At 75.2% G+C, this 11903-nt stretch carries 12 protein-coding genes; 5 read left to right on the forward strand and 7 right to left on the reverse strand.

The genetic code is table 11. The features are described from left to right. Positions 1 to 13: 13 nt before the first annotated feature. Positions 14 to 949 (reverse strand): proline dehydrogenase family protein, encoded by a 936-nt coding sequence (locus BLU55_RS11615; protein WP_231916837.1) that lies wholly within the window; start codon positions 947 to 949, stop codon positions 14 to 16. 63 nt (positions 950 to 1012) lie between these two features. Here BLU55_RS11615 and BLU55_RS11620 point away from each other — a divergent pair, with 63 nt between their 5' ends. After that, the gene (locus BLU55_RS11620) at positions 1013 to 2029 is read left to right on the forward strand and encodes an aldo/keto reductase (protein ID WP_231916838.1); all 1017 of its coding nucleotides are present in this window, start codon (positions 1013 to 1015) and stop codon (positions 2027 to 2029) included. 22 nt (positions 2030 to 2051) lie between these two features. On the opposite strand, the gene dhaK is transcribed toward BLU55_RS11620, so the two are convergent. The 5 genes from dhaK to BLU55_RS11645 are packed head-to-tail and all read right to left on the reverse strand — an operon-like array spanning position 2052 to position 7003. Beyond that, entirely contained in the window at positions 2052 to 3761 is a 1710-nt protein-coding gene (gene dhaK, locus BLU55_RS11625) for a dihydroxyacetone kinase subunit DhaK (protein ID WP_091729807.1), read from the reverse strand. Between the two features lie 21 nt (positions 3762 to 3782). Beyond that, the gene (locus BLU55_RS11630) at positions 3783 to 4523 is read right to left on the reverse strand and encodes an ABC transporter permease (protein WP_091729810.1); all 741 of its coding nucleotides are present in this window, start codon (positions 4521 to 4523) and stop codon (positions 3783 to 3785) included. Continuing rightward, on the reverse strand, positions 4520 to 5230 hold the full coding sequence (gene ccmA / locus BLU55_RS11635; RefSeq protein WP_091729812.1) for a heme ABC exporter ATP-binding protein CcmA: 711 nt from the start codon (positions 5228 to 5230) through the stop codon (positions 4520 to 4522). The genes BLU55_RS11630 and ccmA overlap by 4 nt, the downstream gene beginning before the upstream one ends. 31 nt (positions 5231 to 5261) lie before the next feature. Further along, positions 5262 to 6062: a sugar phosphate isomerase/epimerase family protein gene (locus BLU55_RS11640; RefSeq protein ID WP_231916839.1), complete on the reverse strand. Its 801-nt coding sequence runs from the start codon at positions 6060 to 6062 to the stop codon at positions 5262 to 5264. Positions 6063 to 6064: 2 nt separating this feature from the next. Next, a complete protein-coding gene (locus BLU55_RS11645; RefSeq protein ID WP_091729814.1) occupies positions 6065 to 7003 on the reverse strand; it encodes a Ppx/GppA phosphatase family protein in 939 nt (312 codons plus the stop codon). A 58-nt stretch (positions 7004 to 7061) separates the two neighbouring features. Here BLU55_RS11645 and BLU55_RS11650 point away from each other — a divergent pair, with 58 nt between their 5' ends. The 3 genes from BLU55_RS11650 to BLU55_RS11660 all read left to right on the forward strand — a co-directional run bounded on the left by BLU55_RS11650 (position 7062) and on the right by BLU55_RS11660 (position 9261). Then, positions 7062 to 7829, forward strand: coding sequence for a hypothetical protein (locus tag BLU55_RS11650; RefSeq protein ID WP_091729817.1), 768 nt, complete (start codon positions 7062 to 7064; stop codon positions 7827 to 7829). A 68-nt stretch (positions 7830 to 7897) separates the two neighbouring features. Further along, the gene (locus tag BLU55_RS11655; protein ID WP_091729818.1) at positions 7898 to 8536 is read left to right on the forward strand and encodes a VOC family protein; all 639 of its coding nucleotides are present in this window, start codon (positions 7898 to 7900) and stop codon (positions 8534 to 8536) included. An 8-nt stretch (positions 8537 to 8544) separates the two neighbouring features. Continuing rightward, entirely contained in the window at positions 8545 to 9261 is a 717-nt protein-coding gene (locus BLU55_RS11660) for a class I SAM-dependent methyltransferase (protein ID WP_231916840.1), read from the forward strand. Between the two features lie 37 nt (positions 9262 to 9298). On the opposite strand, the gene BLU55_RS11665 is transcribed toward BLU55_RS11660, so the two are convergent. Further along, positions 9299 to 10375, reverse strand: a complete 1077-nt coding sequence (locus tag BLU55_RS11665) for a LacI family DNA-binding transcriptional regulator (RefSeq protein ID WP_091729821.1) — start codon at positions 10373 to 10375, stop codon at positions 9299 to 9301. Positions 10376 to 10478: 103 nt separating this feature from the next. Here BLU55_RS11665 and radA point away from each other — a divergent pair, with 103 nt between their 5' ends. Beyond that, on the forward strand, positions 10479 to 11900 hold the full coding sequence (gene radA, locus BLU55_RS11670) for a DNA repair protein RadA (RefSeq protein ID WP_091729823.1): 1422 nt from the start codon (positions 10479 to 10481) through the stop codon (positions 11898 to 11900). Positions 11901 to 11903 lie beyond the last annotated feature (3 nt).

Below are 11903 nucleotides of genomic sequence, written 5' to 3' on the forward strand. Positions count from 1 at the left end.
CTCGCTTCCGGGCTCACTTCTGGGACACCAGCGAGCGCAGGAAGAAGCTGAGGTTCTGCGGGCGCTCGGCCAGGCGACGCATCAGGTAGCCGTACCACTCGTCGCCGTAGGGCAGGTAGACCCGCACCTTCTCGCCGGCGTCGGCCAGCCGCTTCTGCTCCTCGGCGCGGATGCCGTAGAGCATCTGGAACTCGTAGCTGCCGGGCGTGCGGCCGTTGCGGGTCGCCAGCGCCGAGGCGATCTTGACCAGCCGCGGGTCGTGGGTGGCCACCATCGGGTAGCCGGAGCCGGCCATCAGCACCTTGAGGCAGCGCACGTAGGACTTGTCGACCTCGTGGCGCTCCTGGAAGGCGACCTCCTCGGGCTCCTTGTAGGCGCCCTTGCACAGCCGCACCCGGCTGCCCTCGTGGGCCAGGACGCGGCAGTCGGACTCGGTGCGGTGCAGGTAGGCCTGCAGCACCGCGCCCGTGTCGGGGAAGTCCTTGCGCAGCTCGCGCAGCGTCGCCAGGGTCGCGTCGGTGGTGGTGTGGTCCTCCATGTCGAGGGTCACCGTCGTGCCGACCATCTGGGCCGCGCGGCAGATCCGGCGGCCGTTCTCGGTCGAGAGCTTGGCACCGACCTCGGGCAGGGCCTGGCCGATCGCGGAGAGCTTGACGCTCACCTCGGCGTGCCGGGCCAGGCCGGCGGAGCCCAGGGCCTGGAGCAGGTCGAGGTACGCCGCGACGGTCGCCTCGGCCTGGGCCTCGTCGAGGGTGTCCTCGCCGAGGAAGTCGAGGGTGACGAACAGGCCGTCGTCCGCGAGCACCTGGGTCGCGGCCACCGCCTGCTCGGTGTGCTCGCCGGGGACGTAGCGCGTGACGAGGCCGCTGCTGACCGGCATCCGGGTCACCACGTCCTTGACGCGATGGCTGCGCGAGAGCAGCAGGAGCAGTTGACGGAGCACGGGCATCCCTCCCCGGGTGGGCGTTCCGGTCACGGTAACGCCCCCGGACCGGCTGGCACGATGAGGCCCGTGCCCGATCCCCTGACGACGCCGTCCGCCCCCCGGCCCCACGCCGCCGACCTCGGCCTGGGGACGGCCGCGCTGGGCCGTCCGGAGTACCTCAACCTGGACCACGGCCGCGACCTGGCGAGCGGTGACCTGGGCGACGGCGGTGGCGCCCGCTACGACCGCCACCGCCTCGAGCAGCACGCCCACGAGGTCCTCGACGCCGCCTGGACGCAGGGCGTGCGCCACCTCGACGCCGCGCGCTCGTACGGCGCTGCTGAGGCGTTCGTCGGCAGCTGGCTGGCGGCCCACCCCGGCCGCCGCGAGCAGCTGCGGATCGGCTCCAAGTGGGGCTACACCTACGTCGCGGACTTCCGGCCCGGCGCCACGGAGCACGAGACCAAGGACCACTCCGAGCAGACCCTGGCCCGGCAGTGGCCCGAGACGCTCGCCGCGCTCGGGAGCCCGCCCGACCTCTACCTGGTGCACAGCCTCACCTCGGACAGCCCGGCCCTGGACGACGCCCGGCTGCTCGACCGGCTGCGCGGCCTGGCCGCCGACGGGGTGCGGGTCGGGCTCTCGACCAGCGGCCCCGACCAGGGCGAGGTGCTGGTGCGGGCGCTCGCGCTGGACCGCACGCCGTTCAGCACCGTGCAGGCGACGTGGAACCTCCTCGAGCCGTCCGCCGGGCCGGCGCTCCTCCGGGCGCACGAGGCCGGCTGGTCGGTCGTGGTCAAGGAGGCGATGGCCAACGGCCGGCTCGCCGCCGCCGACGGGCCGCTGGCCGCGGCCGCACGCGGGCTCGGCACCACGCCCGACGCGCTGGCGCTGGCCGCCGCCACCCGGCAGCCGTGGGCCGACGTCGTGCTGAGCGGCGCCAGCGCCCTCGCGCAGCTCCGCTCCAACCTGGCGGCGCGGGCGCTGGTCGACGACCACGGTGAGGCGACCGGCGCGGTCCTGGACGACCTCGCGGGTCCGGGCGGCCCCGCGGAGCCGGCGGCGGCGTACTGGGCCACCCGCAAGCGCCTGCCCTGGACCTGACCCCCGCGCAGCGCCCCGGGGCTCAGCCCAGCTCGGTCGCGACCGCCTCGGCCCAGACCACCACGGCGTGGGCGCCCGGGTCGGGCGTGCCCTTGGCCCGCTCGCCGAGGTAGCTCGACCGGCCCACCTTGGCGACGTGGTCGGCCGTGCCGGCCGTGCCCTCGCGGGCGGCGGCGAGCGCGCGCGCGACGGCGTCGCCCGAGGCGTCGCCGGCGTCCAGCCGCTCGCGCCAGGTGCGGGCCAGCGGCACCAGCGCGTCGAGCATGGTGCGGTCGCCGAGCGAGGCGCCGCCGACCTCGCCGATGCCCTCGGCGCCCGCCGCGAGCGCCTCGACCCAGCCGACCGCACCGGCGTCGGCGTCGTCGAGGACGGCCGCGGCGCGCAGCAGCAGGATGGAGTAGAGCGGGCCCGAGGTGCCGCCGATGGCCCGGCGCAGCGTCGCGGCGGCGCCGCGCAGGGCACCCGCCGGGTCGGCCGGGTAGTCGTCGAGCTCGGCCTCGACCGCCCGGGCCCCGCGGTCCAGGCCGGTGCCGAGGTCGCCGTCGCCGACCTCGCTGTCCATCCGGGTCAGCTCGGGCTCGGCCTCGCGCAGCGCGGCGCACGCCGCCAGGAGCCCGCGGCGCACGGGGCTGTCGGCCGCCAGGCGTCCCCCGCGCCCGGCCGGGGCCGACGGGTCGTCGGGGACCGAGGGGGCGGCGACCTCGCTCGCCTCCTGGGGGGCGACGCGGCCGCGGTGCTCCGCGGGCCAGGCGGAGGTCCGCGTCGGGGCGTCGAGCAGCGCCAGCAGCTCGTCGTCGACGGGGAGCACCGACACCGAGCAGCCCGGCATGTCCAGGGCGGTGAGGAAGCGGCCCACCCAGGCCCGCTCCACGACGGCCCCGCGCCCGCGCAGCGCGCGCAGCGCGCCCCGGGCGACCACGTCGAGCTCGCTGGGCGGGGTGGTCCCGAGGTCGTTGACGAGCAGCACCACGCGGGCGCCGTCCGCGAGTCCCGCGTCGTCGGCCACAGCCCCCACCAGCCGGTCGGCGACCTCGTCGGCGGTGACCAGCGCCCCGCGCTCGACCCCGGCCTCGCCGTGGATGCCCAGGCCCCACTCGACCTCGTCCTCGCCGAGCTCGAAGCCGGGCCGGCCGACCGCGGGCACGGTGCAGGCGCCGAGCGAGACCCCCATCGACCGGACGCCCTCGGCGGCGCGCTGCGCCAGGGCGCGCACGCCCGCCAGGTCGTCGCCGCGGGCCGCGGCCGCGCCCGCCACCTTGTGGACCAGCACGGTGCCGGCGATCCCCCGGCGCCCGGCGTGCTCGCCCTCCGCCGCCAGCGCGACGTCGTCGCCGACGACCACCATCTCCACGTCGATGCCCTCGGTGCGGGCGATCTCGGCCGCCAGCCCGAAGTTGAGGCGGTCACCGGTGTAGTTCTTCACGACCAGCAGCACGCCGGCCTCCTGCCCGACGGCGCGCACCGCGGCCAGCACCGCGTCGGTCGAGGGCGAGGTGAACACGTCGCCCACCACCGCGCCGGTGAGCATGCCCTCGCCGACGTAGCCGCCGTGGGCGGGCTCGTGGCCCGCACCCCCGCCCGAGACCAGGGCGACCCGTCCGCCGAGCTCGGCGTGGTCGCGTCGCAGCACGACGGTCTGCCCGGCCAGCAGCACCAGGCCCGGGTCGGCGGCGACCAGTCCCTGCAGCATCTCCGGGACGAGGTCCCCGACCTGGTTGATGAGCTTCTTCATGCTCACCGACCCTAGTCAGGCTCAGCGCGTCTGGCGACGGAGCGTGAGGGCGCCGAGCGCGACCGCCCCCACGGCGTACGCCGCGACCACGGCGACGTCACCGCCCACCGACGGGGAGGCCGAGCGCGCCGTGGCCTGCATCGCGTCGACGGCGTACGACAGGGGCAGCACGTCGGCGACCGCCCCGAGCACCCGCGGCAGGTCCTCGCGCGGGACGAACAGGCCGCACAGCAGCAGCTGCGGGATCACCAGCGCCGGCATGAACTGGACGGCCTGGAACTCGGTGCGGGCGAAGGCCGACACGAGCAGGCCCAGCGCCGTGCCGAGGACCGCGTCGGCCACCGCCACCACGAGCAGCAGCCACACCGGCCCGGCGACGTCGAGGCCGAGCAGCCCGACGCACACCAGCACCGCGGCCGCCGACTGCGCGACGGCGACCAGGCCGAAGGCGAGCAGGTAGCCGAGCAGGAAGTCCAGGCGCCCCATCGGCAGCGCCAGCAGCCGCTCGAGGGTCCCGGAGGTGCGCTCGCGCAGCGTGGTCACCGAGGTGACCAGGAACATCACCACGAACGGCACCAGCGCCAGCAGCGCGGGCCCGAGCCGGTCGAAGCCGCCCACGGCGGCGGGCAGGTCGGAGTACATCCAGGACAGCAGGGCCACCAGCAGGCAGGGCAGCACCAGCATCATCGCCAGGGTGCGGTGGTCGCGACGCAGCTGGGCCAGCACGCGCAGCGCCACCGCACCGGTGACGCGGGGGCTCACGAGCGCTCCACCAGGGCGACGAACGCCGACTCGACGTCGGTCTCCCCCGTGGCGGCGAGCAAGCCGGCCGGGGTGTCGTCGGCGATCACCCGGCCCTGCCTCATCAGCAGCAACCGGTCGCAGCGCACCGCCTCGTCCATCACGTGGCTGGAGACCAGCACCGCGGCCCCGGCGCGGGCCAGCTCGTGGAACCGGTCCCACAGGGAGCGGCGCAGCAGCGGGTCGAGGCCCACCGTGGGCTCGTCGAGCACCAGCAGCTCGGGCTCGGCGAGCAGGGCGACCGCGAGCGAGACCCGGGAGCGCTGCCCGCCCGAGAGCCGGCCCACCAGCCGGTCGGCGAGGTCGCCGAGCGCCACCTGCGCCAGGCAGGCGGCCACCCGGTCGGGACCGACCCCGACCACCCGGGCGAAGAAGCGGAGGTTCTCGGCGACGGTGAGGTCGTCGTACACGCTGGGCTGCTGGGTGACGTAGCCGATCCGCCGCCGCAGCGACGCCGCGCCCGCCGGCTCGCCCAGCACCTCGACGCTGCCCGGCGGGTGCCGCTGCACCCCGACGAGGGTGCGCATCAGGGTGGTCTTGCCGCAGCCCGAGGGGCCCAGCAGCCCGGTGACCTGGCCGGCGGCGACGTCGAAGCGCAGGTCGTGGAGCGCGGCGCGGCCGCCACGGACGACCGTCAGGCCCTGCACCCGCACCGCGCGACCGGTCATGCCTGATCAAGCACCCGTGCGGGTGCCGCCGTCAAGCGTCGGTGGCCGGGGCCGCGAAGTGCAGCCGCGTGAAGGCGAGCGTCTCGAGCAGGTCGGCCTCGCGCACCTCGGGGTCGGCCGCGCGACGGGTGTTGATCTCGGCCACCACGTGGCCCTCGAACCCGCGGGCGGCGAGCCCCTCGAGGAAGGGACCGCAGGGCATCACCCCGTGCCCCGGCACCAGGTGCTCGTCCTTGGGCGAGCCGCTGCCGTCGGTCATGTGCACGTGGCGGAGCCGGTCGCCGAGCCGCTCGGCCATCGCGACCGGGTCGGACTGGGCGGTGGCGGCGTGGGAGAGGTCGACGGTGGTGTTCGCGTACGACTCCTCGGAGGGGTCCCAGCCGGGCTGGTAGACCTTTATCTCACGTCGCGACGTCGCCCGCCACGGATACATGTTCTCCACCGCGAAGGCGATGCCCGTGCGGCGCTCGAGCTCGGCGATGCCCTCGACGAAGCCGGCGGCGTACTCGCGCTGCCAGCGGAAGGGCGGGTGGACCACCACGACGTCGGCGTCCAGGGCGTGGGCCATCTCGGCGCTCCGCTCGAGCTTGACCCACGGGTCGGTGCCCCACACCCGCTGGGTGATGAGCAGGCACGGGGCGTGGACGGCGCAGACCGGGACGCCGTGCTGGTCGCGCAGCGCCAGGATCCGGTCGGTGCTCTGGCTGACGAGGTCGATGCTGACCATCACCTCGACCGCGTCGTAGCCCAGCCGCTCGGCGTAGTCGAAGGCGTGCGCGGTGGGCTCGGGGTAGACCGAGGCGGTGGAGAGGCCGAACAGGGGTGGCGCCACGCTCAGCCCAGGGCGCTGAGCTGGTCGAGGCGGTCGAGGATGACGCCCTCACGCAGCGCCCAGGGGCAGATCTCGAGTGCCTCGAGGTCGAAGACGTCGAGCACGGCCTCGGCCACCATCGCCCCGGCCAGCACCTGGTGGGCCCGGCCCGAGGAGACCCCGGGCAGTCCGGCGACGTCGGCGAGGTCCATGTCGAGCAGCCGCGGCACCCAGGTGGCCAGCTCGTCGGCCGGCAGCACGCGGCGCACGAAGCGGCCCTCCGAGGAGGGCGCCGCCCCGCAGATGCGGGCCAGCGAGCGGAACGTCTTGGAGGTCGCGACCGCGTGGTCGGGCGCACCGCCGCGCAGCAGGGTGCCCGCGTCGCGGGCCACCACGGTGCGCAGGTCCTTGCGGAGCTCGCGCAGCGCCGCGGCCTCCGGCGCCTTCCCGCCCGGGAAGTGCGTCCGGGCCAGGCGGCCGGCGCCGAGCGGCAGGCTCCAGGCCACGTCGGGGGTCTCGGAGTCTCCTCCCGCGATCTCGAGCGAGCCGCCGCCGATGTCGAACACGGCCAGCCGGCCCGAGGACCACCCGAACCAGCGTCGTACGGCGAGGAAGGTCAGCCGCGCCTCGTCCTCGCCGGGCAGCACCCGGACCTCGACGCCGGTCTGCTCCTCGACGTGGCGCAGCACCTCGTCGCCGTTGCCGGCCTCGCGGATCGCGGAGGTCGCGAAGGAGAAGACCTGCTCGCAGCCCTTGTCCTCGGCCGCCTCGAGCGCCCGCGCCACGAAGGCGGTCAGCGCCTCGACGCCGCGCCGGCTGATGGTGCCGTCGGCCTCGAGGTGCTCGGCGAGCCGCAGCGGCTCCTTCACCGACGACGCCGGCAGGGGTGCGGCGCCCCGGTAGGCGTCGACCACCAGCAGGTGGCCGGTGTTGGAGCCGATGTCGAGCACACCGAGGCGCATGGGTCGAGGCTACCGGTCGGGCACGGGCCGCCTCGGGGCGCGGCATAGGCTCGCGCTCGTGCCCGAGGTCGATCTGGTCTTCCCCCGTGCCTGGATCGAGTTCCAGGACCCCGCCGACGCCGACCAGGTCTTCCGCTGCGACCTGACCTGGCTCACGTCGAGCTGGACCTGCATCTTCGGCCAGGGCTGCCAGGGCATCTACGAGACCGCCCCCGACGCGGGCTGCTGCACCCTCGGCGCCCACTTCTCCGACGGCGACGACGAGGAGCGGGTGGCCGGCTGGGTCGCGCAGCTCGACGACGCGCACTGGCACCACCGCGACCAGGCCCTGGACCGCCGCGGCCGGCTGCAGCGCAGCGGGTGGGTCGACACCGACGACGAGGGCGAGCGCAAGACCCGCGTGGTCGACGGCGCCTGCATCTTCCACAACCCCCGCGGCTCGGCCGCCGGCTACGGCTGCGCGCTGCACGGGCTGGCCCTGGACCGCGACGTGCACTTCGTCGAGACCAAGCCCGACGTGTGCTGGCAGCTGCCGATCCGCCGCACCTTCCGCGACGTCGAGCGCCCCGACGGCACCACCTACCTCGAGGTCGGCATCGGGGAGTACGACCGTCGCGGCTGGGGCCCCGGCGGCCACGACCTCGACTGGTACTGCTCGGGCAACACCGAGGCCCACACCGGCGTCGAGGCGGTCTTCGTCTCCAACGAGGTCGAGCTCGTCACGCTCATGGGCCGCCCGGCGTACGACGTGCTGGCGGCGGCGTGCGAGCAGCACCTGCGCACCCGCTCGGCCCTCGCGCTCCACCCCGCCGACCCGCGGGCCTGACCCGTCCGCTCCGTGGACCAGTCCGACCCCGCTGTCAAGCGCGCCACGGCTCCGGGTCAGAATCAGGCATGCGTCTCGACCACATCGTCTTTGCAGCCGGCCCGGGCGGCCTTGCAGGCACGACGGCACGCCTCTCGGAACTTCTCGGTGAGGACTTCGTCGGCGGCGGCATCCACCCTCGCTTCGGCACGCGCAACGCCATCCTGCCGCTCGCGCAGGACACCTACCTGGAGGTCGTCGAGGTCCTCGACCACCCGGCCTCCGACAAGGCACCGTTCGGCCAGGCCGTGCGTGCCCGCTCCGAGCTCGGCGGTGGCTGGCTCGGGTGGGTCGTCGCCGTGGAGGACATCGCCCCCCACGAGGAGCGGCTGGGCCGCGAGGCCGCCAAGGGCAACCGGCACCGGCCCGACGGCACCGAGCTGCTCTGGAAGCAGCTCGGCGTGAAGGGCCTGCAGGCCGACCCGCAGCTGCCCTTCTTCATCCAGTGGGACATCGACTCCGCCGAGCACCCCAGCGTGGGCGCCAGCGGTGCCGTGTCGCTGGAGTGCCTCGAAATCGCCGGCGACCCCGCCCGCGTCTCGGAGTGGCTGGGCCAGCCGGTCGACGAGCCCCTCGAGGCCGTCAAGGTCGAGTGGGTCGCCCCCAACGGCACCCCCGGCATCGTCGCCGCACAGTTCCAGACCCCGAACGGCCTCGTCCGGCTCTGAGCGCTGCGGTGACCACGCCGGACGAGGGTCCCGACCTCGCCCCCGGGGCGATGCCGAGCCCCAACATCTGGCACCACACCGACGTCTACGAGATCGAGAACCGCGCGGTCGACCGCGCCGGCGCGATCGAGTCCGCCATGCGGGGGCTGGCCGACTGGGCGGGACGCGACCTGCTCGACGTGGGCTGCGGCACCGGCTTCCACCTGCCGCTGTTCGCCCGCACCGCCGCGACCGTGACCGGGGTCGAGCCGCACGGCGACCTGGCGGCCGTCGCCCGGCTGCGCACCCGACGGCTCGCCCACGTCCGCGTGCTGCACGGCTCGGCCACGGCCCTGCCGCTGGCCGACGGCTCGGTCGACGTCGTCCACGCCCGCTGGGCCTACTTCTTCGGCCCCGGCTGCGAGCCCGGCCTGGCCGAGCTGGACCGGGTGGTGCGTCCCGGCGGGCGCGCCTTCGTCGTCGACAACGACCCGACCCGCTCCACCTTCGGCGCGTGGTTCCGCCGCGGCTACCCGATGGTCGACCCGGACGAGGTCGTCGCCTTCTGGGAGGGCCACGGCTGGGAGCGCCACCCCGTCGACATGGCCTGGACCTTCGACGCGCGCGAGGACCTCGAGGCCGTGGTGCGCATCGAGTTCGCCCCCGAGGTGGCCGAGGAGGTGCTGGCCTCCCACGCCGGCACCGAGGTCGACTACGCCGTCAACCTGTGGAGCCGGGCGTTCTGACGCGGCCTCGGCCCCGGGCCAGGACCACCGCCAGGACCTAGGGCGTCCAGCCCCGCAGGCTCGAGCGCCGCACGACCAGCGAGGGGGCCAGCATCCGGCCCGGCTCGGCGATCGGCTTGTGGGCCAGCACGAGGTGGAGGATCTCGACGAGGTCCTGGGCGACGCGCTCCAGCGGCTGCCGCACCGAGCTCAGGCCAGGCCAGGTCACCTGGGCCGCGGCCGAGTCGTCGAAGCCGACCACGCCGACGTCGGCGCCGGGCTGGCGGCCGCGCTCGGCCAGGGCGTGCAGCACCCCGAGGCCGAGGGTGTCGCTGGCGCACACGAAGCCGGTGACGGTCGGGTCGTCGAGCACGTGGTGGGCGGCCATCCGCGCGGCGTCGACGTTGTCGGTCAGCCGCACCCCGAGGCCGGTGGGGTCCACGCCCGCCTCGCGCAGGGTGTCCTCCCAGCCGCTGCGGCGGTCCTGGCCGATGCGCGAGGACCGCTCCCAGCCCAGCCAGGCGATCCGGCGGTGGCCCTGCTCGAGCAGGTGCCGCGTCGCCAGCCGGGCGCCGGCCGCGCCGTCGACGTCGAGCCACGCGTGGGCCGCGCCGGGCTCGTCCCACGGACGGCCGAAGGCCACGAACGGCGCCCCGCGGTCGCGCAGGAAGCCCGACTGGGGCGTGCCGGCGTAGGTGTCGGTGACGATGAAGGCGTCGACGGCGGTCGAGCGCAGCAGGTCGTCGTAGCCGTCGAGCGGGTCCTCGGGGTCGCCCGAGAAGAGCAGCAGGTGGTGCCCGGTCTCGGAGGCGGTGGCCACCAGGCTGTGCAGGAAGCGGTCCATCAGCGCGTTGCTGGTGCCCTCCAGCGCGGGCTCGAAGCGCAGCCCGATCAGGTGGGAGGAGCGGGTGCGCAGCTGGCGGGCGGCTCGGTTGGGCGAGTAGCCCAGGCGGTCGATGACCTCCTGCACCCGCGTCAGCGTCTCGGGACGCAGCAGCTCGGGGTTGTTGAGCGCGTTGGAGACGGTCTGGCGCGACACCCCGGCCTCGTCGGCGACGGTCGCGAGCGTCGGCGGACCGGCCGGCTGCGGACGTGCGTCGGGCCGGTGGCCGCGACGGTCGGTCGGATGGGTCATGTGCGTGGTCCCCCGGAGCGCTTAATCGTTCAAATGGTAGGCCATGCGGTGCGGCGCCGGTCGCGCACCGAGGCTGTCGGTGCCCTGCCCTAGCGTTCGGCCCATGGCCACCAAGACCTCCCCCAAGCCGGCCCGCCCGGGCTACCACTGCCACGAGTGCGGCTGGGAGACCGGCAAGTGGGTCGGCCGCTGCGGCGAGTGCCAGGCCTGGGGCACCGTGGTGGAGAAGGCCGCCCCCCGCAGCCGGGTGCAGGCCGGTCCGGTCACCACGCCCGCCCGCCCGATCGGCGAGGTCCCCATCGAGGACTCCCAATCCCGCAGCAGCGGGGTGCCCGAGCTCGACCGGGTGCTCGGTGGCGGCCTGGTGCCGGGCGCGGCGATCCTGCTCGCGGGCGAGCCCGGCGTGGGCAAGTCGACGCTACTGCTCGAGGTGGCCGCCCAGACCGCGCGGCTGCGCCACCGGGTGCTCTACGTGACCGGGGAGGAGTCCGCGGCGCAGGTGCGGATGCGCGCCGACCGCACCGGCGGGATCTTCCCCGACCTCTACTTGGCCGCCGAGACCGACCTGGGCGCCGTGCTGGGCCACGTCGAGGACGTCAAGCCGACGCTGCTCGTCATCGACTCGGTGCAGACCATCAGCGCCGGTGACGTCGACGGCGTGCCGGGCGGGGTCACCCAGGTCAAGGAGGTCTCGGCCGCCCTCATCCGGATGGCCAAGCTGCGCAACATCACGCTGGTGATCATCGGCCACGTGACCAAGGACGGCTCGATCGCCGGTCCCCGCGTGCTCGAGCACCTCGTCGACGTCGTGCTGCAGTTCGAGGGCGAGCGCACCTCCCGGCTGCGGATGGTGCGTGCGGTGAAGAACCGCTTCGGTCCCGTCGACGAGGTCGGCTGCTTCGACCTCTCGGCCGCCGGCATCGTCGCCATCGCCGACCCGACCGGGCTGTTCCTCGACGCCCGGCTCTCGATCGTCCCCGGCACCTGCGTGGCCATCAGCATGGAGGGCCGCCGTCCGCTGCTGAGCGAGGTGCAGGCCCTGGTGACCGCCAGCGCCGCCGAGCGGCCCCGCCGCACCGTCTCGGGGGTCGACCCGTCGCGCGTCGCGGTGATCCTGGCCGTCCTGCAGCAGCACGCCGGCATCCGGCTCCACGCCCACGACGTGTTCGTCTCCAGCGTGGGCGGCGCCCGGCTGACCGAGCCCAGCAACGACGTCGCCATCGCGCTGGCGATCGTCTCGGCCTGGGCCGGCAAGCCCCTCAACCGCCACATCGCGGCGGTCGGCGAGCTCGGCCTCTCGGGCGAGCTGCGCCGCGTGCGCGACCTCGGGGCACGGCTCTCGGAGGCCCGCCGGATGGGCTTCCGCTCCGCGCTGGTGCCCGCCGAGCTCGGCGGCACCCCCGGGCAGAGCAAGGTCGTCGACGGCCTGCGGGTCATCGAGTGCGACCACGTCCGCCGGGCGCTGAGCCTGCTGGAGCTCCAGCGCGAGGAGAAGCCCACGGGCGGCGAGGGCCGCTGGGGCTGAGCA

Origin of the sequence: Nocardioides scoriae, from assembly GCF_900104965.1 — a bacterium.
Taxonomy (GTDB): Bacteria; Actinomycetota; Actinomycetes; order Propionibacteriales; family Nocardioidaceae; genus Marmoricola; species Marmoricola scoriae.